Genomic DNA, 21,406 nt, shown 5'->3' on the forward strand with positions numbered 1-21,406 from the left:
ATACGCCGAGTGTAGAGATCGTGCCGGTGCGGACGGTGTCGCAGGTCAGGGGCGATTGTCACGGTTCCGTCACGACGGAAGCCGCGCCTCCGCTCGATGCGATGGCGCGGCGTGCCCTGACGTGGTCACTGTCGTCGTCACGAAGGCGGCGTGGGTGGAGTGGGCGGCGCGGGCGGCGGCCCCGCGCCCGGGTCCGACCCCCGGGGCGGGCGGCCCCGGCGTGGCAGCGGGCCGGTGTCCTTGGGCAGGCGGCCCGCCTCCGCGAGCGCCCGGCGGATCAGGAACTCGATCTGGGCGTTGGCCGAGCGCAGCTCGTCGCCCGCCCAGCGGGCCAGTGCCTCGTAGACCTGGGGGTCCAGCCGCAGCAGCACCTGCTTGCGCTGCGGGCGGGCCCGGCGCGGCGCGGGCGGCCCCCCGGGCTCCGGGGCCGGCCCTTCGGAGGAGGAGGTCACTGGTAGAGGGAGCCCGTGTTCAGGACCGGCTGGGCGGCGCGGTCACCGCAGAGCACGACCATCAGGTTGGACACCATCGCCGCCTTGCGCTCGTCGTCCAGCTCCACGATGCCCTGCTCGCTGATCCGGGCGAGCGCCGCCTCGACCATGCCGACCGCGCCGTCCACGATCTGCCGCCGCGCCGCGACCACCGCGCCGGCCTGCTGCCGCTGGAGCATCGCCGAGGCGATCTCCGGCGCGTACGCGAGGTGCGTGAAGCGGGACTCGATGATCTGCACGCCGGCCGCCTCCACGCGCGCGTGGAGTTCGACGGCGAGCTTCTCGGTGATTTCCTCGGCGTTGCCGCGCAGCGAGAGGCCGTCCTCGTCGTGGGCGTCGTAGGGGTACTCGATGGCGATGTGCCGTACGGCCGCCTCGGTCTGGGTGGAGACGAACTCGATGTAGTCGTCCACCTCGAAGGTGGCCTGCGCGGTGTCCTCCACCCGCCAGACCACGACGGCGGCCAGCTCGATGGGGTTGCCGTAGGCGTCGTTGACCTTCAGGACGGCCGTCTCGTGGTTGCGCACCCGCGTCGAGATCTTGGTGCGCGAGGTGAGGGGGTTCACCCAGCGCAGCCCGTCCTGCCGGATCGTCCCCCGGTACCGCCCGAAGAGCTGCACCACCCGGGCCTCGCCCGGCGCCACCATGTTCAGCCCGCACATCGCGAGGAACGCGGCCAGGGCGACCACGATGCCCCCGATGATCAGCGCGGCCTTTCCTCCGGTCGAGGCGACCGCCGTCGCGGTGACGATCGCGCCGGCGCCGACGAGCAGCCCGACCAGCCCCAGCAGCAGTGCGAAGCCGCCGCCGATGCTGTGCGCCTGCGTCTCGCGCACCCGTGGCGCCGGCATCTCGGGTACGTCGGCGGTGACCTGCGAGGTGTCGTGCGTGTCGTGCGTGGACATGGGTGGTCCCCCGTTCCGGCCGGGCGTGCTCGCGCACGACTCGGCGTCTGTCGTCGGTCTAGCTAAGTGATATCACTTTACCCTCGAACAGCAACCTTGAACCCCTCTCGTACGTCGGTTCCCTTGGAACGGGTGCTGATTCTCACGTCCGTACAAGGCCGGATCGGCATCCGTTTGTCATATCTCCCGGTGTTAGCTTTCTGAGCTGACCTGAGCGGCGAACCTGTGTGGCGCGTGCGCGATACGTGGCCACAGATGAACGAAGCGGAGCGGATCGGAGCCATGGGACGAGCGGAAGAGAGAAAAGCGCGACAGCGCGGTGGCCGCCGCGCGGCGCCGAACCCCCGCCGTTCGTCGGGCGCGGAGGGGAAGAGCCTCATACGCAGGCTGCTCACCTGGAAGAAGATCCTCGGCACGTTCCTCGGCCTCTGCCTGCTCGGCATGGGCGCCTTCATCGTGATGTACATGGTGATCGACATCCCCGAGGGGAACCCCGAGGCCGAGCTGCAGAGCAACGTCTACAAGTACAGCGACGGCAGCGTCATGACCCGCACGGGCGAGCGCAACCGCGAGATCGTCGACCTGGCCAAGGTGCCCAAGGAGGTCCAGCGGACCTTCGTCGCCGCCGAGAACAAGACGTTCTACAAGGACTCCGGCGTCGACCTCAAGGGCACCGCGCGCGGTGTGCTCAACACGCTCTCCGGCAAGGGCGCGCAGGGCGGTTCCACGATCACCCAGCAGTACGTCAAGAACTTCTACCTGACCCAGGACCAGACCGTCACGCGCAAGCTCAAGGAACTGGTCATCTCCCTGAAGCTGGACCGGGAGAAGCCCAAGGACTACATCCTCGCCGGCTACATCAACACCAGCTACTACGGCCGCGGCGCCTACGGCATCCAGGCCGCCGCGCAGGCCTACTACCGGGTCGACGCCGAGGACCTGACGGTCGAGCAGGGGGCGTACCTCGCGGCGCTGCTCCAGGCGCCCAACCAGTACGACTGGGCGATCGCCAGCGACACCGGCAAGAAAATGGTGCAGGAGCGCTGGAACTACGTCCTGGACAACATGGTCGAGCAGGAGTGGCTGGACCGGACCGAACGCCAGGGCATGAAGTTCCAGGAGCCCGAGCCGCCCAAGACCGCCGCCGGGATGGAGGGCCAGGTCGGATACCTGGTGGAGGCGGCCAACTACGCGCTCAAGCAGCGGCTCGTCGCCCAGGGCGCGGCCGAGGACATGGAACAGGCCAAGGCCCTGGTGGACCTCGGCGGTTACACCGTCACGCTCAACATCGACAAGAAGAAGCAGGTCGAGCTGGAGAAGGCGGTCAAGGCCGAACTCACCGGCAAGCTGGACCCCGAGAAGCGCGCGGTCGACGCAGACGTCCAGGCCGGTGCCGTCTCCGTGGACCCGAAGACGGGCGGGGTCCTGGCGATGTACGGCGGCGTGGACTACGTGAAGCACTACACGAACAACGCCACCCGCGACGACTACCAGCCCGCCTCCACCTTCAAGCCGGTGATCCTCGCCGCGGCCGTGGACCAGGACGCCGAGACCCAGGACGGCGTGCCGATCACCGCGAACGCGATCTACGACGGCACCAGCAAGCGCCCCGTGATGGACGGCGACCAGGAGGTCGGCTTCGCGCCCCCCAACGAGGACGACGTCGACTACGGCGACGTCACCGTCCAGGAGGCGATGAACAGGTCCGTCAACTCGGTCTTCGCGCAGATGGGCATCGACGTCGGCATGTCCGAGGTCATGAAGGTCGCCGGCGATCTCGGCATGGACACCGAGGGCGTGCAGGCCGTGCCGGCCCAGACCCTGGGCAGTATGGGCGCCAGCCCCCTGGAGATGGCCGGCGTCTACGCCACCCTCGACAACCACGGCAAGAAGGTCACCCCGGCCGTCGTGAAGTCGGTCGAGCACAAGGACCGCACGATCGAGTTCCCCGATCCGATCGGCGAGCAGGTCATCAGCCGGGAGGCCGCCGACACGGTGACCTCCGTGCTCACCGGCGTGGTCGACGACGGCACGGCCAAGAAGTCCGTGCGGGAGAACCCGATGCGCGACGGCCAGCAGGTCGCCGGCAAGACGGGTACGTCCGACAACAACAAGTCGGCCTGGTTCACCGGCTTCACCCCCGGCCTGGTCACCTCGGTCGGTCTGTTCGGCGAGGACGACAAGGCACCGCACCCGCAGGTCCCGATGTACAAGGCGGGCGGCGTGCCCCGCGTCAACGGCGGTGGCTTCCCCGCGGAGATCTGGGCCGCGTACACCTTCGGTGTCATGGGCGAGGTCACCAAGTTCGACCTGGAGACCAAGCAGGGCAACGCGGTGAAGCCGAGCAAGTCGCCGACGGCCCCCGAGTCGCCGACCCAGTCGCCGACGCGGGAGGAGACGACCGAGCCGCCCGCGTCGGACGAGCCGACGACCGACGCGCCCACGTCCGAGGACCCGACGACCGAGCCGCCGTCGCAGTCGCCGCCGCCGTCGCAGTCGCCGTCGAACAGCCCGTCGACCGAACCACCGCCGACGGGCGGCGAGTCCACCGAGCCGGAGGATCCGCTCTTCCCGGGCGGGGACTGGCAGCAGTAGTCGCACCGGTCGCGGAAACACGCGGAAGGGGCGCCCGGCTCACCGGGCGCCCCTTCCGCGTGTACGGGCCTCAGCCCCGGTTCAGCTCGAACCAGACCACTTTCCCGGTGCTCAGCCGCGTCGCGCCCCAGCGCCGGGCCAGCCGGTTCACCAGGTACAGCCCGCGCCCGCCCTCGTCGGTGGCCCGAGCCTGCCGCAGCCGGGGCAGCTGCGGCACGTCGTCGCCGACCTCGCAGCGCAGCACGTCCGTGCGCAGCAGCCGCAGGGTGACCGGCTTGGTGGCATACCGCACGGCGTTGGTCACGACCTCGCTGACCAGGAGCTCCACCGAGTCCGTGAGGTCCTCCATGCCCCAGCGGACCAGTGCGTGCCGGGCCAGCCGCCTGGCCCGGCCGGGGGCCGCGTCCTCGGGCTCCAGGAACCAGTACGCCACGTCGCTGGGCGCGATGCCGTCGAAGCGGGCGGCGAGCAGCGCGATGTCGTCGTCCCGGTCGCCCGGCCCGAGCATGTCCAGCACCTCGTCGCACAGGGCTTCCAGGGGCGGCGGATGGTCGGGGCCGGTGAGCCGCGCGGTCGCCGCGAGGCGCTCCCGCAGCTGCTCTATGCCGGTCCACACGTCCCGCAGGCGGGACTCGACCAGCCCGTCCGTGTAGAGGAGCAGGGTCGCCCCGGCGGGGGCGTCCAGCTCCACGGCCTCGAAGTCCACGCCGCCCACGCCGATCGGGGCGCCCGCGGGCACCCGCAGCACCTCGGCGTGGCCGTCCATGTGCAGCAGCACGGGCGGCGGGTGTCCGGCGTTGGCGACGGTGATGCGGTGCGCCACCGGGTCGTACACCGCGTACAGGCAGGTCGCCATGCGGTCGCTGCCCAGGCGCTGGGCCTGTTCGTCGAGGTGGTGCAGCACCTCCTGGGGCGGCAGGTCGAGCCCGGCCAGGGTCTGCGCGGTGGTCCGCAGCTGGCCCATGATGGCCGCCGACGTCATGGAGTGCCCCATGACGTCGCCGACGACCAGCGCGACCCGGCTGCCGGGCAGCGGGATGGCGTCGTACCAGTCGCCGCCGACGCGTGCCGTCTCGGCGGCCGGCAGGTAGCGGGAGGCCAGCCGTACGCCGGTGCAGCGCGGCAGGTTCTCCGGGAGCATCGTGCGCTGCAGCTCGTCGGCGATGTACGCCTCACGCCCGTACAGCACCGCCTTGTCGATGCCGAGCGCGCTGTGCGTGGCGAGCTGGGCGGCCACCAGCAGGTCGTCGGCCTCGAAGGCGACGCGCTCCGGGCCGCGCAGGAACAGGGCGGCCCCGATCACCCGGCGCCGGCCGCGCAGCGGCGCCAGGATCGCCCGGCGGCCGTCCGGTACGGCGAAGTCCTCGCCGTCACCGAGCAGTTCCGGCAGGGCGGCGAGGGCGGCGGGCGTGTCCGTGAAGACCGGGCGCACCCCGCGCAGCACCTCGGCGAGCGCGCTGCCCGGCCGCACCTCGCACAGCTCCGAGCCGACCGCCTCCAGGTCGGAGGGCTCGGGCTGGGCCGCGGGCGTGAACCCGCCCTCGGTGTCCCGTTCCACCGGGATCCGGTCGGTGCGGCGCAACCGCAGCACCAGAGGGCCGGTGGGCCGCTCGTCACCGACCGGCAGCGGCTCGCGCAGGTACACGAGGATCGCGTCCGCGAACGTCGGCACGGTGGCCCGGCACAGCCCCATCACGATCTCGTCGAGGTCCATGCCCCGGGCGATCCGCCGGGTCGCGGCCCCCACGAAACGCAGCCGGTCCCCGTCCCGCCGCATGGGAGTGGGCCGCCCGGGCGCGGTGGGCTGCCCGGTGCGGCGCTCCGGTTCGAGCGGCGCGGCAGGGTGCCGCGGCTCCGCCGGCGTGCCGGAAGCAGGACCGGGGCCGGGGTGAGGAGCGGACCCGGTTCCGGTTCCGGCGCCGGTTTCGGCCCCGGCTTCGGTTCCGGCCCCGGTCCCGGCTTCGGTTCCGGTCCCGGTTCCAGGGAGGGCTCCTGCCCCGGTCCGCGCGCCGCCCGGCTGGACCGGGACGCCCTCGGGCACGGGCCGCGGACGGTGCGTGGCGGGCTCGGCGGCCTGCTCGGCGCCCGGCTGGGAGTGCTCGAAGGCACCGGGGGAGTCCCCGCCGGCGGCGGGCGGCGTCTCTCCCGTGCGCCCCTGTGCCGGTAACGCGGCCCCGGGGGCGCGCGGCGGCACGGGGGTACGCAGGAGCGCCCCGCGGGGATCCGTGGGGTCGCCGCCCGTCGGGGGGCGGTCGAAGGAGGTCGGGTGCTCCGTCACGCGTGTCGAATCCGTCCGTCCGGGACTGCGCGCGGCGCGTGCAGTTCGTCCCGCAGAAATCCCGATACCCGGAATACGTGCCCCGGGAACGGGATTGCCGCGTGGTCAGAGGCTGTTCCTGTGTCACCGGCGGACCGTCTGCGGCCCGTACCCGTGTTGCCCTCGTACCCCTCGCTCACGTCCTGCCGCCCCTCGGTGACGATCGGTCAAGCACGGCGCGCGCTCCGCCGGTTGCTGCCTTTGCTGCCGCGCTCCCTTGCGGAGGACGATCCTACGTTTCTTGCCCGGGGGCGTATCAAGGGTCTCACGAGGACACGTGCGCGGGCGTGCGGTCCCAGTCCCCCGGCAGCGAAGGTACCGCCCAGGACGGATCGGGTCGCCAGTGTTCCCAGCCGTCCGCGAACGGCGGCCCCCAGGCGCGGATCCGCGCCACCGCGGCACGCCCCGCCTTCCGCACCCGCCCGGCGAGCCGGTCGTCCACCAGCCGGTCCCGCTGGGCCTGCGCGAACTCGTCCTCGTCCCGCCAGTGCCAGGTGCGGTCCGGGTGGACGGAGATGTCCAGGAAGTGGTCCTCGGAGTCGACGCCGCCCTCCCAGCGGGTCAGCGGTTCCTCCAGGTTCACGTACCAGTTCTTGAACCGCCAGCCCGGATCCCAGAAGAGCCACACCGACCAGGGTTCCCCGGGCCGCGCCAGCTTCAGCACACCCGTGCCGAACCACTGGTCGCGCTGCACGGTGCGCGGGCTGGTGTAGCGCGAGGCCAGCGGTTCCAGGTGCACCGGCGTCCCGTCGGCGAGCACCGGCTTCACGCACTCGGTGCCGGGCGCCAGCCACACGGCGAGCAGGTCGGCGTCGTCGCGTACGACGGTGACGGGGCGGGCGATGTGGAGGTGCGGTCCGCCGTTCTCCCGGTAGCGCCACAGGATGTGGCTGCCGGGCGCCCAGTACCTCGCCGGGGCGGCCGGACCGCCCGCCTCCGTTTCCGCTTCCGTCGCGGCGCTCACCGCTTCACCGTCTGCCATGGAGCGATATTAGGTGTCCCGGCCACACGACGCGCCGGTGATCGCGCAGGATCGCCCGCGCTCGTGACCGCTCACGAACACGCGTGAGCGCTCACGAACGCTCACAAACATCTTCGAGCGCTTCAGGCGCTCCTGTCGGTCCTCGGGTCACGGACGGGTCATCCGCAGCACGTCCAGCGCCTCGTCCAGCTGCTCGCTCGTGAGGTCGCCGCGCTCGACGTACCCACCCTCCAGCACGACCTGGCGGATCGTCTTCCGCTCGGCCAGCGCCTTCTTGGCGACCTTGGCGGCCTCCTCGTACCCGATGTACTTGTTGAGCGGCGTGACCACGGAGGGGGAGGACTCGGCGTACTCGCGGGCCCGTTCCCGGTGGGCGACGACGCCGTCGACGGTCCGGTCGGCGAGCAGCCGGGAGACGTTCGCCAGCAGCCGGATCGACTCCAGTACGTTCTTGGCGATGACCGGCAGCATGACGTTGAGCTCGAAGTTGCCGGCCGCCCCGGCGGTGGCGACGGTCGCGTCGTTGCCGGTGACCTGGGCGGCGACCATGAGCACGGCCTCCGGGATGACCGGGTTCACCTTGCCCGGCATGATGGAGGAACCCGGCTGGAGGTCGGGCAGCGAGATCTCCGCGAGGCCCGTGCGCGGCCCGGACGCCATCCACCGCAGGTCGTTCGCGATCTTCGTCAGGCCGACGGCGACCGTCCGCAGCTGCCCGCTCGTCTCGACGATGCCGTCCCGGGCGCCCTGCGCCTCGAAGTGGTCGCGCGCCTCGGTCAGCGGCAGCCCCGTCGCGCGGGCCACCTCCTCGATGACGGCGGCGGAGAAGCCGGGCGGGGTGTTGATGCCGGTGCCGACCGCGGTGCCGCCCAGCGGCAGCTCGGCGAGGCGGGGCAGCGAGGCGTTCAGCCGCTCGACGCCGTACCGCACCTGGGCCGCGTACCCGCCGAACTCCTGGCCCAGTGTGACCGGTGTGGCGTCCATGAGGTGCGTACGCCCGGACTTCACGACGTCGGCGAACTCCTCGGCCTTGCGCTCCAGGGCGCCGGCGAGGTGGTCGAGGGCCGGGATCAGGTCGCGGCTGACGGCGGCGGTGGCGGCGATGTGGATGGAGGAGGGGAAGACGTCGTTGGACGACTGGGAGGCGTTGACGTGGTCGTTGGGGTGCACGTCCCGGCCGAGCCGCTCACTGGCCAGGGTGGCGATCACCTCGTTGGTGTTCATGTTGGACGAGGTCCCCGACCCCGTCTGGAACACGTCCACGGGGAAGTGCGCGTCCCACTTCCCCTCCGCGACCTCGCCGGCCGCCTCCTGGATCGCCTCGGCGATGTCCTTGTCGAGCACCCCCAGCCGCGCGTTGACCTTCGCCGCGGCGCCCTTGACGCGGGCGAGCGCCTCGATGTGCGCCCGCTCGATGCGTTGCCCGGACACCGGGAAGTTCTCGACGGCACGCTGGGTCTGCGCCCGCCACTTGGCGTCCGCGGGGACGTGGACCTCGCCCATGGAGTCGTGCTCGATGCGGTATTCGCTCATACCGGGTACAGCGTGTGAGGGGGTGCGGATGTTCCGTCAGCGCCGCATCCGGAACATCCGCCACTCGAACGCCGGTGGGGCGGGAGCGCCCCTGCCCGGACTACGCCAGTCCCGGCCCCCGCACCGGGATGCTCGTGAACGTCGGCGCCGGCGCCGGGTCCTGGAAGAAGTCGTTGCCCTTGTCGTCCACCACGATGAACGCCGGGAAGTCCTCGACCTCGATCTTCCAGACCGCCTCCATGCCGAGCTCCTCGTACTCGACGACCTCGACCTTCTTGATGCAGTCCTGGGCGAGCCGGGCCGCCGGACCGCCGATGGAGCCGAGGTAGAAGCCGCCGTGCGCGTCGCACGCGTCGGTGACCTGCTTGCTCCGGTTGCCCTTGGCCAGCATCACCCTGGAGCCGCCCGCCGCCTGGAACTGCTCCACGTAGGAGTCCATGCGCCCGGCCGTCGTCGGACCGAAGGACCCGGACGCGTACCCCTCCGGCGTCTTCGCCGGACCCGCGTAGTACACCGGGTGGTCCTTCAGGTACTGCGGCATCTCCTCGCCCGCGTCCAGCCGCTCCTTGATCTTGGCGTGCGCGATGTCGCGCGCCACGACCAGCGGGCCGGTCAGCGACAGCCGGGTCTTGACCGGGTGCTTCGTCAGCTCGGCCAGGATGTCGTCCATGGGCTGGTTGAGGTCGACCTTGACGACGGCGCCCTCCTCGTCGAGGTGCTCGTCCGTCGTCTCCGGCAGGAAGCGTGCCGGGTCGGTCTCCAGCTGCTCCAGGAAGACGCCCTCGGCGGTGATCTTCGCTACCGCCTGCCGGTCCGCGGAGCAGGACACGGCGATGGCGACCGGGCAGGAGGCCCCGTGCCGCGGCAGCCGGACCACGCGCACGTCGTGGCAGAAGTACTTGCCGCCGAACTGCGCGCCGATGCCGATCTTCTGCGTCAGCTCGAAGACCTTCTCCTCCAGGTCCTGGTCCCGGAAGCCGTGCCCGAGCTCCGAACCCTCGGCCGGGATCTCGTCCAGGTAGTGCGCGGAGGCGTACTTCGCGGTCTTCAGCGCGTACTCGGCCGACGTACCGCCGACCACGATCGCCAGGTGGTACGGCGGGCAGGCGGCCGTACCGAGCGAGCGGATCTTCTCCTCCAGGAACTTCATCATGGAGGCCTCGTTCAGGACCGCCTTCGTCTCCTGGTAGAGGAACGACTTGTTGGCGGAGCCGCCGCCCTTCGCCATGAAGAGGAACTTGTAGGCGCCGCCGTCGGTCGCGTACAGCTCGATCTGGGCGGGGAGGTTCGAGCCGGTGTTCTTCTCCTCCCACATGGTGAGCGGGGCCATCTGCGAGTAGCGCAGGTTCAGGTTCTTGTACGCGTCGTAGACGCCCCGGCTCAGGGCCTCCTCGTCGCCGCCCGCCGTCAGCACGTTCTGCCCGCGCTTGCCCATGACGATCGCCGTGCCGGTGTCCTGGCACATGGGCAGCACGCCCGCCGCCGCGATGTTCGCGTTCTTCAGCAGGTCCAGCGCCACGAACTTGTCGTTGCCCGACGCCTCGGGGTCGTCGATGATGCGGCGCAGCTGGGCCAGGTGGGCGGGGCGCAGGTAGTGCTGGATGTCGTGGATGGCCTCCTCGGCCAGCTTGCGCAGCGCCTCGGGCTCCACCTTGAGGAAGGTCCGCCCGTCGGCCTCGAAGGTGGAGACACCCTCGGAGGTCACCAGCCGGTACGGCGTGGTGTCCTCTCCCTGGGGGAGCAGATCGGTGTACGCGAACTCAGGCATCTCGCCCATTCCTCACTCGGCATGACGCGTGGCTGGATTCCTCAGCAACGACGGCTGGCCTCCGTTGGCAGCGTCCACCAGCGTAAAACCTGCGGTCGGCGCCGGGCTTGTGAGGTAAGGCTCAGTAGGCCGCGGGCGGCCTGTGGCGGCGACAAGGTTGCCCACAGGGGCTAGTCGCGATCTATCGCGTTTCGGTACGCTGCTGCCGTGGACCTTCACAAGCACGCCCAACCGCAGGACGCCGTGCCGCGTGGCACCGCCGCGCGCGTCTCCGAGATGCGCGCCTCCGACGCCGACCGGGACCGCATCGCCGACATGCTGCGCGACGCCCTCGCCGAGGGGCGGCTCACCGCCGAGGAGCACGCCGACCGGGTCGAGGGCGTGCTGGCCGCCAAGACGGTCGGTGAGCTGGACGTCTTCGTGCGGGACCTGCCCGCCGCACATGCCGGCCGGCCCGCCGCCCCGGCCCCCGACCGCCCCACCGCCGGCGCCGTCCCGGCGGACCCCGAGGAGAACGTGGTGGCGGTGTTCAGCGGGGCCGTCCGCAAGGGCCGCTGGCGGGTGGGCCGCCGCATCCACGCGTACGCGGTCTTCGGGGGTGTCGAGATAGACCTCAGCGAGGCGATCTTCCAGCACCAGCAGGTCGTGATCAAGGCGTTCGCCGTCTTCGGCAGCGTCGAGGTGCGCGTCCCGGAGAACGTGTCGCTGCGCGGCGCGGGCGGCGGAGTGCTCGGCAACTTCGAGGTCCACGCGCTCGACTCGCCCGAGGCCGAGGCCCCCGTCGTCTACGTGGACGGCTGGGCCGTGTTCGGCGCCGTCGAGGCGCGCCCCAAGCGCGGCAAGGTCGTCGCGGACCTTCTCCACCGGGTGCACCGCAAGGTCGAGAAGGGTTTGCGCAAACACGTGTAGCGCGGTGCCGATCGCGGTTGGGAACCCAGTGCATAGGCACGCGTACAACGGGTAAGCCTTGACGCATCGTCTCTCGCTCGCGAAGCCGTCGTCAGGAGTAGACCGTGCTGCAACCGCCGCATTCGTCCCTGCAGGTAGCCGCCGTTCCGGCCCAGCGGGTGCCCGTGCGGGACAGGGACCAAGACGCTCCCTGGCACACCGAGGCGGTGTGCCGGCGCGACGAGGCCGGACTGTTCTTCGCACCCTCCAAGGAACCCACCGCCGCCCGGCTCTCCCGCGAGGAGGCGGCCAAGCGCGTCTGCGCGCGCTGTCCGGTCATGGTCGAGTGCCGCGAGCACGCCCTCCTGCAGCCCGAGCCCTACGGCGTCTGGGGCGGCCTCACCGCCGCCGAACGCCGCGTGGTCCTGGCGAGGCGCCGCCGCCGCGAGGTGGAGCTGAAGAACGCCGTCCGCACGACGGGTCGCATAGCGGCGGCGGGATAGGACCCAGGCACGCGAAAGGGCACCCTCTCCGCACAGAGGGTGCCCTTCTGGCGCGCCGTTCCGACGTTCCACCGCGTGGGCGCGATCGGCCACGACGTGTCCGCGCCCGCCGCACAGCAGGCACCCCGGCTCAACGGGCGCACGGCGCGACCGGCGGAGTCACTTCGCGCGGTCGAAGTCCACCGCGCTGTAGGCCCGCAGCTTGCTCAGCCGGTGCTCGGAGTCGATCCGCCGCACCGTGCCCGACTTGGACCGCATCACGATCGAGTCGGTCGTGGCCGTCTCGGACCGGTACCGCACTCCCCGCAGCAGCTCACCGTCGGTGATGCCGGTGGCGACGAAGAAGACGTTGTCCCCGGCGACCAGGTCGTCCGTGGTCAGCACGCGGTCCAGGTCGTGCCCGGCGTCGATCGCGCGCTGCCGCTCCTCGTTGTCCTTCGGCCACAGCTTGCCCTGGATGGTGCCGCCCAGGCACTTCACGGCACAGGCCGAGATGATGCCCTCCGGCGTGCCGCCGACGCCGAGCAGCAGGTCGATGCCGGTGCCCTCGCGCAGCGCCAGGATGGAGCCGGCCACGTCGCCGTCGGAGATCAGCTTGATGCGGGCGCCGGTCTCCCGGACCTCCTTGATGAGGCTCTGGTGCCGGGGGCGGTCGAGGAGGACGACGGTGACGTCCTCGGGGGTGCGTCGCTTGGCCTTGGCGATCCGGCGGATGTTCACGGACACGGGCGCGTTGATGTCGACGAAGTCGGCGGCCTCCGGGCCGGTGACCAGCTTGTCCATGTAGAAGACCGCGGACGGGTCGAACATGGAGCCGCGCTCGGCGGCGGCCAGCACCGCGATCGCGTTGGTCATGCCGTTGGCGGTCAGTGTGGTGCCGTCGATCGGGTCGACGGCGATGTCGACCTCGGCTCCCGTCCCGTCGCCGACCCGCTCCCCGTTGAAGAGCATCGGGGCTTCGTCCTTCTCGCCCTCGCCGATGACGACGACGCCGTTCATCGAGACGGTGTGGACGAGGGTCCGCATGGCGCGGACCGCGGCACCGTCGGCGCCGTTCTTGTCACCGCGCCCGACCCAGCGGCCGGCGGCCATGGCCGCGGCTTCGGTGACCCGCACGAGTTCCATGGCGAGGTTGCGGTCGGGGGCCTCTGAGGGGACGTCCAGCTCGGACGGCAGGTGATGCTCGGTCATCGGAACGCACCTTTCTGATACGACGACGGCCGGATGAGGGTGTGGCCCAGACTCTATCGCCAGTCCGACAGAATGAGCAGGGGACCCCACGTATGAGCACATCGGGGACCTGCGACGATAGAGGGCGTGGCAGGTACGAACGGCAAGCAGAAGACGGCCCGGGACATGGTCCTCTCCCTGGGGGTCATCGTCCTCGCGGGACTGGTCATGTGGCTCTTCATCCCGCACGACGACGGGGAGCCGGACCTCAAGCGGGTCGACTACTCGGTCGAGCTGATCACCGCGCGGCGGGCGGCGCCGTACCCGGTGGCGGCGCCCGAGGGGCTGTCCACGGACTGGAAGCCGACCTCCGTCGGCTACCGGGGTGACGACTTCGACACCTGGCGCCTGGGCTACCACGCGCCCGACGGCGAGTACGTGGAGATCAAGCAGTCCACGCAGAAGCCGTCCGCCTTCATCGACGAGGCCAGCCAGGGCGCGCGGCGGACCGAGACCACCGAGGAGATCGGCGGCCGGACGTGGGCCCGGTACACGGGCGGCCGGTACGACGCGCTGGTGCTGCACGACACCGACGGCACCAAGGGTGCGACGACGGTCGTGGCGGGCACGGGATCCTTCGACCAGCTGAAGCAGATGGCGGCGGCGCTGAAGCTGGCGTGAGCGACCGCCGTACTCCGCGCGTACGACGAAGCCCCCCGGTCGACCGGGGGGCTTCGTCGTACGCGCGGAGCGATCGCGCCCCGCTTCCGAACTCGTCGGTGCGCCGGTCTCAGACCGTGGTGACGACCTGGTCGAACTCCAGGCGCGGGGAGCGCGGGAACCACGCCTCCGGGCCCGGGCGGCCGATGTTGACGACCATCAGCGGGGTGTGGTCGTCGTCCAGGAACTCCTTGCGGACACCGTCGAAGTCGAGGCCGGTCATCGGGCCGGCGGCCAGGCCCGCGGCGCGGACGCCGACGATGAAGTAGGCGGCCTGGAGGGCGGCGTTCAGCGCGGCGGCACCCTCGCGCACCGGGCGCTCGCTGAAGAACGCGTCCGCGATCTGCGGGGCGTGCGGCATGAGCTGCGGCAGCTCCTCGTGGAACTCGTTGTCCGCGGAGAGGATCGCGACCAGCGGGGCGGTGGCCGTCTTCGGCCGGTTGCCCTCGGCCATGTGCTGGACGAGACGCTCGCGGGCCTCGGCGGAGCGGACCAGCGTGATGCGCAGCGGCGACTGATTGAAGGCGGTCGGGCCGTACTTGACCAGGTCGTAGATCGCCTGCACCTGCTCGTCGGTCACCGGCTCGTCGGTGAAGGTGTTCGCGGTGCGGGCCTCGCGGAACAGCAGGTCCTGGGCGGCGGGGTCAAGAACGAGAGACATGCGTGATCTTCCTCGGGGTGTGCGTCGGCTCCGCCCGGGTCGGCGCGGAGCCGTTGACAAGGGCGACGCTACGGCAAAGAAGTTCAAGCTTCAACCAAAATGGGAGGGCGGTGATCCGCCTCACACGGCCGCCGGAGTGACGGGGTCCGACGGCGCCGCGGCTCCAGGCGTGTCGGGCGAGGAGTGCGCGGAGGTGTTGCGTCTATATGGCGATGTGAAATTCAAGTCAAATGATGACGTAACCGGACGCACCGTCGCGGTCGTCGGACTCGGCTACGTAGGACTGCCCACCGCACTCGCCCTCGCGCACGCGGGCGCGACGGTCGTCGGCGTCGACAGCGACCCGGCCCGGCTGCGGGCGATCGCGCGAGGGGCCGTGGACCTGCTCCCGGTGCACCACGCACAGCTCGCCTGCGCCTCGGCCGGCGACGGCTTCCGGCTCACCTCGGACGCCACGGCCGTGGGCGCCGCGGACGCCGTGGTCATCTGCGTGCCGACCCCCGTCGACGCCCGGCGCGAACCCGACCTCGCGGCACTCTCCGCCGCCTGCGCCTCGGTGGTGGAACACGCCGTGCCCGGGCAGCTGATCGTGCTCACTTCCACCAGCTACGTGGGGACCACGCGGGACCTGCTCGTCGAACCGCTGCGGGCCCGCGGACTCGCCGTCGACGAGGACGTGTACGTGGCCTTCGCCCCCGAGCGGATCGACCCCGGCAACGAGCGCCACACCCCCGAACGCACCCCGCGTCTGGTCGGCGGCGCGGGACCGCACAGCACCCGGGCGGCGGCCGCCCTGCTGGCACCGACGGCCTCCGTCGTCCGGACGGTCGCCGACCCCGAGACCGCGGAGATGGCGAAGCTCTGGGAGAACACCTTCCGCGCCGTCAACATCGCCCTGGCCAACGAACTGTCCGACGCCTGCCAGGCCCTCGGCCTCGCACCGGTCCCGGTCATCGAGGCGGCGGCGACCAAACCGTACGGCTTCATGCCGTTCTACCCCGGTCCCGGCGTGGGCGGTCACTGCATCCCCTGCGACCCCCACTACCTGCTGTGGCAGCTGGGCAAGGTCCGGCAGCAGGCCCCGGTGGTGGCCACCGCGCTCGCGGCCAACACCGGCCGCCCCGCGTGGATCACCGAACGCGCCCTGGAGAGGCTGGCGCGGGCCGCCGTCCCCGCGCGCGGCGCACGGGTGCTGGTGATCGGCGTCGCCTACAAGGAGGGCGTGGCGGACGTCCGGGAGAGCCCCGCGCTGGAGATCCTCGACGGGCTCGCCGCGGCCGGTGCGGACGTCGCCTACTGCGACCCCCTGGTGCCGTCGGTCCGCGTGGGCATCGGCGTGGGCGACGGCGCGGGCACGCTGCATCACGTGCCGGACCCCCACACCCGACCCTGGGACCTGGTCGTCCTGCACACCGTCCACCCCGCGCACGATCTGACCTGGCTGTGCGCCACCGACGCCCCGCCCGTCCTGGACACCCGGCAGCGCGGAGCCCTGGACAGGGCCGGGTCCGGAACCGGAGGTCTGGCGACGACCGGGGCCGAGGGAGAGGCCGGATCCATGGCGACGACCGGGAGCCTGGCGGTGTCCGACACCGAGCGGGAGGCCGGGGTCGTGGCGGCGTCCGGTATCGCGGCGGCGGCCGGGAGCCTGGTGGCGTCCGACACCGAGCGGGAGGCCGGGGTCGTGGCGGCGTCCGGTGTCGCAGCGGTGTCCGGTGTCGCGGCGGCCGGGACCATGGCGGCGTCCGGGACCAAGCGGGAGGCCGCCGGGCTCACGGCGGAGACCGGGGGCAAGCGGGAAGCCGGGCTCGCGGCGGCAGGGGCCAAGGGGGAGGCCGTCGTCACGGCCGAGACCGGTGCCGAGGCCGCGGCATGACCGTCCTCCGCCCGGGCCGCGTACCGGTCACCCCGCTCCGTACCACGGCCGTCCGCCGGAAACTGGGCACCCGGCTGGACGCCCTGGAGCCCGGCGTGCGCCGCGACGTCGTACGGCTGCTCACCCTCCTGGCCCTGCTGCCCCTCCTCCTGCTCCTGGCCCGCCGCGCCGTCCGCCTGCCCCACGGCTTCGACCTGCTCACCCTCTACGGTCTGACCGTCCTGGCCGGCACCATCTGCCTCCTCCACCTCGCCTACAGCCGCTACGACGACCCGGCCGTACGCCTCCTGCGCCGACGCCCGCGCCACGCCCAGGCGTTCCCGGCCCTCCCGGCGCAGCCCCGGGTGAGCTTCCTGCTGGCCGTGCGCAACGAACACGCGCACATCGAGGCCTGCGTGCGCTCCATGGCCGCCGTCGACTACCCGGACCTCCAGCTCGTCGTGGTCGACGACGCCTCCGACGACGGCACGACGGACGTACTGCGCCGCCTCGCGGACGAGCTGCCGTTCACCCTCATCCGACTGGACGAGAACCTCGGCAAGAAGGGAGCGCTCGTCCGCGCCTGCGCCGTCGCCGACGGGGACGTCCTGCTGTTCACCGACTCCGACTGCGTCGTCGCACCGGACGCCGTACGGCACTGCGTCACCGCGCTGGTCCGGCACCCGGAACTGGGCGCGGTCAGCGGGCACTGCCGGGCGCTCAACACCGACGACGGACTGCTGGCCCGCGTCCAGGACGTCTGGTACGAGGGCCAGTTCCGGATCACCAAGGCCGCCGAGGCCGCCTTCGGCTCGGTGTCCTGCGTCTCCGGCCCGCTGGCCGCGTTCCGCCGCGAGGCGATCTACAACTACCTGCCCGCCTGGGCGGAGGACCGCTTCCTCGGTGCCCCCTTCCGCTTCGCCACCGACCGTCAGCTCACCGGCTACGTCCTGGGCCAGGCCTGGCAGGGCCGCGCGCTCAAGGACCGGCACGCCGACTCCCCGTTCGTCCGCGAGCACGACTACCCCGAGCTGCGCTGGGAGGTCGGCTACACCCGGGCCGCCCGGGTGTGGACGCGGGTGCCGTCGCGGCCCTCCTCCTTCCTGCGCCAGCAGATCCGCTGGAAGAAGAGCTTCATCCGCAACCTGTTCTTCACCGGCCGCTTCATGTGGCGCCGGGGCCCGGCCGCCGCAGCCCTGTTCTACGGACACGCCCTGTGGGTGATCGCGGCGCCGGTGCTGGTCGTACGGCACCTGGTGTGGGCCCCGCTGCACCTGGCCGGCCTGCTCACCCTGCTGTACCTGTGCGGGGTCGTGCTCAAGGGGTCCGTCTGGGGCCTCGCCTACCGGTTCGACCACCCCAGTGACCGGGCCTGGCGCTGCCGGCCCCTGATGAGCCTGCTGTCCTGCTGCGTACTGGCCTGGCTGCTGCCGTACGCCCTGCTCACCCTGCGCCGCAACGTCTGGTCGAGGAGTGCCGCATGACACGTCTGAGGAGCGCCGCATGAGAAGCCTCCTGCACGGGCTGGGCCGTGCTCTCGCCGTCGGCGTCACGTTCGCCGTGATCGCGCTGGTCTACCTGTTCGTCATCACTCGAGGACGCCCGCTGTGAAGCGCGACGGCTCCACGGCCGGCCGACGACGGCGACCGCTGCTGCGCGCCGCCCTCGGACTGCTCGCGCTGGCCCTGGTCACGCTGCCCTTCACCGCGGCCTGGCAGTACGACGCCTTCCGGCGGGCGGTGTCCCACCAGGCGGCGCCGCCGCCCGCGCCCAAAGCCGCCGATGGGGACGCGAAGGCGGCCCCCGCCGGGAACGCGCCGGTCGTCCTCGCCTACCACGACATCGGCCCCGACGACCGAAGCCGGTACACCGTCTCCCCGGAGCACTTCGACGCCCAGCTGCGCGCCCTGCGCGAGGCCGGCTACCGCACGCTGTCCACCAGGGAGTTCACCGACTTCCTGCGCACCGGCCGGACACCCGCGCCGCGCACCGTCCACCTCACCTTCGACGACGGCACGCACGGACTGTGGGTGCACGCCGACCCGATCCTGGCCCGGTACCGGATGAAGGGAGCGGCCTACCTCATCACCGGCCAGGTGGGCACGCACCGGCCGTACTACCTGTCCTGGGCGGAGATCGAGCGGATGGCGGGCTCCGGACGCTGGGACTTCCAGTCCCACACCGACCTGAGCCACGTCCGCGAGGCGGTGGACGCGGCCGGGCACCGGGCACCGGTGCTCACCAACCGGCTGTGGCTGGAGGGAGAGGGACGGCTGGAGACCGACCGCGAGCACCGGCGCCGCGTCGAGGCCGACATCGACCGGTCGGTCGCCGCGTTCACCCGGCACGGCCTGCCCCGGCCGGAGCTGTTCGCCTACCCCTTCTCCGAGCAGCTGGACGAGAGCAACCTCGGCCCGCGCGCGGCGGAGGCACTCCGCGCGCTGCTGCGCGAACGCTTCACGGCCACCCTCACCAACAGCGCGGACCGGCCGCTTCCGCCGGGCCCGCGCTCGGCCGCGGCCGGAGAGATCCAGCGCCTGGAGGTCATGCGGGACACCACCCCGGCGGCCCTGCTGCGAGACATCGCCCGCCGGGCCCCGGTGCGGCCCGCCGACGTCCGACGGCCGCTGTCCCGTCCCGAGCACTGGCAGGTGTCGGGCGGCCCCGCGCGGGTCGGGCTCGACGCGCTCACCGGCACGGGCCGGCAGCCGCACGGCACCCAGTACGTCTCGGCCGCCTACCGTCCGATCGCCACCGCCGACTGGACCGAGTACCGACTGCGCGCCACCGCCGGACGACTGCACGCGCGCGGCGGAGTCACGATCACCGTGCGGGCCGACAGCGAGCACCCCACGACGCTGTGGATCGGCCGCAACACCGCGCACCTCACCGAACGCGGCTCCGGACGCACCCGCACCGGGCCCACCCGCCACCTCGACCCCGCCGCCACGCACAGCGTGAGCGTCTCCGTGACACCGGAGGCGGTACGCGTGGTCGTCGACGGCGAGCACCACCTCACCCTGGAAGCGGACTGGCGGGAACCGGCCGAGGGAGCGGGCGGCTTCACCCTCAGCACCGGCATCGCGGACGACGCCGGACCGGACACGAAGTGGCCACGGTTCACCGCCCTGGAGGCGGAGTGAAGCAGTGACGCGGATCACACCGGCCGGGCGATCACTTCTCCCGCCCACCGAGGTCGTACAAGGCGGAACACCACCCGTACCGCCCGCACCGCCTCGGACCACGAGCTCGCACCGATGGGATCGCATCGACATGACCGCCACCGCGAAGGGCCCCGCCTCCTACTTCCCCTCGATAGAGAAGAAGTACGGCCGTCCGGTCACGGAGTGGAAGGAGCTGATCCGCTCCTCGCCGCTCACCAAGCACATGGAGCTCGTCGCCTGGCTCAAGACCGAGCACGGCCTGGGCCACGGACACGCCAACGCCCTCGTCGCACACACCCTCGCCGAGGACAGCGCGAAGTAACTCCTGGTCCCTCGCCCTCGCGCGGCCGGCGCTTGCGCCCCCGCGCGGCTAGCGCTTGCCGTCCCCGTCCTCGTCGTCCGCACCGGCCTCCTCGGCCAGTGCCGCGTCGAGGCGGGCCCGGGCGCCGTCCAGCCGACGGCGGCAGACCTTCGCCAGCTCCTCGCCCCGCTCCCACAGGGCGAGGGACTCCTCCAGCGTCGTACCGCCGGCCTCCAGCCGCCGTACGACCTCGATCAGCTCGTCCCGCGCCTGCTCGTAACCGAGCGCCTCGGACATGGCCGTCGGCTGCTCCACCTCGCTGGTCATCCACCCACCTTATGCGTCGACTCGTACGGAGAAATCGCCCTCGCTGACCCGTGCGCGCAGCGTCTCGCCCGGCTCCACCTCGCGGGGATCACGGACGGCGTGGCCGTCGGCCCGCTGCAGCACCGCGTACCCGCGCTTCAGGGTCGCGGCGGGGGAGAGGGCCACCACGCGCGCGTGCGTGTGCGTCAGCTCGGAGTCGGCCCGGTCGAGGTGGTGCCGCAGCGAGCGGCGGCCCCGCTCCAGCAGCGCCGCCACCTGCTCGGCCCGCTCGTCGATCATCCGGTGCGGATCCTGTATCGACGGCCGGGCCAGCGCGTGGGCCAGCCCCCGCTCCTCGCGGTCCACATACGCCGCCACGCACCGCCGCGCGCGGTCCCGCAGCTGGCGCACCCGCTCGTACTCCTCGCCGACGTCCGGTACGACCTTCTTCGCGGCGTCGGTCGGTGTGGAGGCGCGCAGGTCGGCGACATGGTCGAGGAGCGGATTGTCCGGCTCGTGCCCGATCGCCGAGACGACCGGCGTCCGGCACGCGGCGACCGCCCGCACCAGCTGCTCGTCGGAGAACGGCAGCAGGTCCTCCACGCTGCCACCACCCCGCGCGACGACGATCACGTCGACGTCGTCCATCGCGTCCAGCTCCTTCACCGCCTGCACCACCTGCGGCACGGCGTGCACGCCCTGCACGGGGACGTTGCGCACCTCGAAGCGGACGGCGGGCCAGCGGTGCCGCGCGTTCTCCAGGACGTCCCGCTCGGCCGCCGACGCCCGCCCGCACACCAGACCGATCAGATGCGGCAGGAACGGCAGCTGCTTCTTCCGCTCCGGCGCGAACAGCCCCTCGCGCGCGAGTGCCTTCTTCAGCTGCTCCAGGCGCGCGAGCAGCTCCCCGACGCCCACCGGCTTGATCTCGGCGGCCCGCAGCGACAGCTGCCCGCGCGGCGCGTACCACTCCGGCTTGGCGTGGACGACCACCCGCGCGCCCTCGCCGACCACGTCCGCCACCGCGTCGAACACCTGCCGGTAGCAGGTGACGCTCACGGAGATGTCGTACGACGGGTCGCGCAGCGTCAGGAACACGACCCCCGCGCCCGGACGCCGGGACAGCTGCGTGATCTGCCCCTCGACCCACACCGCGCCGAGCCGGTCGATCCAGCCCCCGATCAGCCGGGACACCTCACCCACGGGCAGGGGGCTTTCGGGAGTCGAGTTGGCAGCCATGCGCTCGA

18 protein-coding genes are annotated in these 21,406 nt (G+C 72.1%); 8 read left to right on the plus strand and 10 right to left on the minus strand.

From position 1 onward, the window contains the following. Nucleotides 1–137: 137 nt before the first annotated feature. Together ACH4NX_RS11430 and ACH4NX_RS11435 are read right to left on the minus strand one after the other, a co-directional pair. Nucleotides 138–452, minus strand: coding sequence for a hypothetical protein (locus ACH4NX_RS11430; protein ID WP_351396158.1), 315 nt, complete (start codon nt 450–452; stop codon nt 138–140). Then, nucleotides 449–1,396, minus strand: coding sequence for an SPFH domain-containing protein (locus ACH4NX_RS11435; protein WP_351396160.1), 948 nt, complete (start codon nt 1,394–1,396; stop codon nt 449–451). Before ACH4NX_RS11435 ends, ACH4NX_RS11430 begins: the two co-directional genes overlap by 4 nt. Nucleotides 1,397–1,678: 282 nt before the next feature. Between ACH4NX_RS11435 and ACH4NX_RS11440 the strand changes: the two genes are divergently transcribed. Next, the gene (locus ACH4NX_RS11440) at nt 1,679–3,991 is read left to right on the plus strand and encodes a transglycosylase domain-containing protein (RefSeq protein WP_398127885.1); all 2,313 of its coding nucleotides are present in this window, start codon (nt 1,679–1,681) and stop codon (nt 3,989–3,991) included. A 70-nt stretch (nt 3,992–4,061) separates the two neighbouring features. On the opposite strand, the gene ACH4NX_RS11445 is transcribed toward ACH4NX_RS11440, so the two are convergent. From ACH4NX_RS11445 to ACH4NX_RS11460, 4 genes are all read right to left on the minus strand, one after another. Beyond that, nucleotides 4,062–6,269, minus strand: coding sequence for a SpoIIE family protein phosphatase (locus ACH4NX_RS11445; protein WP_398127884.1), 2,208 nt, complete (start codon nt 6,267–6,269; stop codon nt 4,062–4,064). 304 nt (nt 6,270–6,573) lie between these two features. Beyond that, the gene (locus ACH4NX_RS11450; RefSeq protein ID WP_351396168.1) at nt 6,574–7,290 is read right to left on the minus strand and encodes a DUF402 domain-containing protein; all 717 of its coding nucleotides are present in this window, start codon (nt 7,288–7,290) and stop codon (nt 6,574–6,576) included. A 147-nt stretch (nt 7,291–7,437) separates the two neighbouring features. After that, nucleotides 7,438–8,823, minus strand: coding sequence for a class II fumarate hydratase (locus tag ACH4NX_RS11455; protein WP_398127883.1), 1,386 nt, complete (start codon nt 8,821–8,823; stop codon nt 7,438–7,440). A gap of 100 nt (nt 8,824–8,923) precedes the next feature. Continuing rightward, nucleotides 8,924–10,591, minus strand: a complete 1,668-nt coding sequence (locus ACH4NX_RS11460; protein WP_398127882.1) for a fumarate hydratase — start codon at nt 10,589–10,591, stop codon at nt 8,924–8,926. A 207-nt stretch (nt 10,592–10,798) separates the two neighbouring features. On the opposite strand from ACH4NX_RS11460, the gene ACH4NX_RS11465 reads away from it, so the two are divergent. Together ACH4NX_RS11465 and ACH4NX_RS11470 are read left to right on the plus strand one after the other, a co-directional pair. Then, nucleotides 10,799–11,500 (plus strand): DUF1707 domain-containing protein, encoded by a 702-nt coding sequence (locus ACH4NX_RS11465; RefSeq protein ID WP_398127881.1) that lies wholly within the window; start codon nt 10,799–10,801, stop codon nt 11,498–11,500. A 104-nt stretch (nt 11,501–11,604) separates the two neighbouring features. Beyond that, nucleotides 11,605–11,982, plus strand: coding sequence for a WhiB family transcriptional regulator (locus tag ACH4NX_RS11470; protein ID WP_351396177.1), 378 nt, complete (start codon nt 11,605–11,607; stop codon nt 11,980–11,982). A gap of 159 nt (nt 11,983–12,141) precedes the next feature. On the opposite strand, the gene glpX is transcribed toward ACH4NX_RS11470, so the two are convergent. Next, nucleotides 12,142–13,173, minus strand: a complete 1,032-nt coding sequence (gene glpX / locus ACH4NX_RS11475; protein ID WP_345592243.1) for a class II fructose-bisphosphatase — start codon at nt 13,171–13,173, stop codon at nt 12,142–12,144. A 126-nt stretch (nt 13,174–13,299) separates the two neighbouring features. Here glpX and ACH4NX_RS11480 point away from each other — a divergent pair, with 126 nt between their 5' ends. Then, nucleotides 13,300–13,833 (plus strand): DUF4245 domain-containing protein, encoded by a 534-nt coding sequence (locus tag ACH4NX_RS11480; RefSeq protein ID WP_398127880.1) that lies wholly within the window; start codon nt 13,300–13,302, stop codon nt 13,831–13,833. A 109-nt stretch (nt 13,834–13,942) separates the two neighbouring features. On the opposite strand, the gene ACH4NX_RS11485 is transcribed toward ACH4NX_RS11480, so the two are convergent. After that, a complete protein-coding gene (locus tag ACH4NX_RS11485) occupies nt 13,943–14,533 on the minus strand; it encodes a malonic semialdehyde reductase (RefSeq protein WP_351396182.1) in 591 nt (196 codons plus the stop codon). 214 nt (nt 14,534–14,747) lie between these two features. Here ACH4NX_RS11485 and ACH4NX_RS11490 point away from each other — a divergent pair, with 214 nt between their 5' ends. The 4 genes from ACH4NX_RS11490 (at nt 14,748) to ACH4NX_RS11505 (ending at nt 19,874) form a co-directional block, all read left to right on the plus strand. Beyond that, a complete protein-coding gene (locus ACH4NX_RS11490) occupies nt 14,748–16,409 on the plus strand; it encodes a nucleotide sugar dehydrogenase (protein WP_398153357.1) in 1,662 nt (553 codons plus the stop codon). Then, on the plus strand, nt 16,406–17,872 hold the full coding sequence (locus ACH4NX_RS11495; protein ID WP_398127878.1) for a glycosyltransferase: 1,467 nt from the start codon (nt 16,406–16,408) through the stop codon (nt 17,870–17,872). The genes ACH4NX_RS11490 and ACH4NX_RS11495 overlap by 4 nt, the downstream gene beginning before the upstream one ends. Nucleotides 17,873–17,995: 123 nt before the next feature. After that, entirely contained in the window at nt 17,996–19,531 is a 1,536-nt protein-coding gene (locus ACH4NX_RS11500) for a polysaccharide deacetylase family protein (protein ID WP_398127877.1), read from the plus strand. Nucleotides 19,532–19,661: 130 nt separating this feature from the next. After that, complete coding sequence (locus ACH4NX_RS11505; protein WP_351396193.1) at nt 19,662–19,874, plus strand: DUF4287 domain-containing protein; 213 nt, start codon at nt 19,662–19,664, stop codon at nt 19,872–19,874. A gap of 48 nt (nt 19,875–19,922) precedes the next feature. On the opposite strand, the gene ACH4NX_RS11510 is transcribed toward ACH4NX_RS11505, so the two are convergent. Further along, nucleotides 19,923–20,180, minus strand: a complete 258-nt coding sequence (locus tag ACH4NX_RS11510; protein ID WP_279560038.1) for an exodeoxyribonuclease VII small subunit — start codon at nt 20,178–20,180, stop codon at nt 19,923–19,925. Between the two features lie 9 nt (nt 20,181–20,189). After that, on the minus strand, nt 20,190–21,398 hold the full coding sequence (xseA, locus tag ACH4NX_RS11515; RefSeq protein WP_398127876.1) for an exodeoxyribonuclease VII large subunit: 1,209 nt from the start codon (nt 21,396–21,398) through the stop codon (nt 20,190–20,192). Nucleotides 21,399–21,406: the final 8 nt, after the last annotated feature.

The organism is Streptomyces sp. NPDC017225 (genome assembly GCF_044331465.1).
Taxonomy (GTDB): Bacteria; Actinomycetota; Actinomycetes; order Streptomycetales; family Streptomycetaceae; genus Streptomyces.

What these genes read in the sequence shown, in the direction of transcription:
- ACH4NX_RS11435 (WP_351396160.1), bottom strand. Translation starts at nt 1,396, where the DNA reads ATGTCCACGCACGACACGCACGACACCTCGCAGGTCACCGCCGACGTA.
- ACH4NX_RS11505 (WP_351396193.1), top strand. Translation starts at nt 19,662, where the DNA reads ATGACCGCCACCGCGAAGGGCCCCGCCTCCTACTTCCCCTCGATAGAG.
- ACH4NX_RS11485 (WP_351396182.1), bottom strand. Translation starts at nt 14,533, where the DNA reads ATGTCTCTCGTTCTTGACCCCGCCGCCCAGGACCTGCTGTTCCGCGAG.
- ACH4NX_RS11440 (WP_398127885.1), top strand. Translation starts at nt 1,679, where the DNA reads ATGGGACGAGCGGAAGAGAGAAAAGCGCGACAGCGCGGTGGCCGCCGC.
- xseA (WP_398127876.1), bottom strand. Translation starts at nt 21,398, where the DNA reads ATGGCTGCCAACTCGACTCCCGAAAGCCCCCTGCCCGTGGGTGAGGTG.
- glpX (WP_345592243.1), bottom strand. Translation starts at nt 13,173, where the DNA reads ATGACCGAGCATCACCTGCCGTCCGAGCTGGACGTCCCCTCAGAGGCC.
- ACH4NX_RS11460 (WP_398127882.1), bottom strand. Translation starts at nt 10,591, where the DNA reads ATGCCTGAGTTCGCGTACACCGATCTGCTCCCCCAGGGAGAGGACACC.
- ACH4NX_RS11510 (WP_279560038.1), bottom strand. Translation starts at nt 20,180, where the DNA reads ATGACCAGCGAGGTGGAGCAGCCGACGGCCATGTCCGAGGCGCTCGGT.
- ACH4NX_RS11455 (WP_398127883.1), bottom strand. Translation starts at nt 8,823, where the DNA reads ATGAGCGAATACCGCATCGAGCACGACTCCATGGGCGAGGTCCACGTC.
- ACH4NX_RS11495 (WP_398127878.1), top strand. Translation starts at nt 16,406, where the DNA reads ATGACCGTCCTCCGCCCGGGCCGCGTACCGGTCACCCCGCTCCGTACC.
- ACH4NX_RS11450 (WP_351396168.1), bottom strand. Translation starts at nt 7,290, where the DNA reads ATGGCAGACGGTGAAGCGGTGAGCGCCGCGACGGAAGCGGAAACGGAG.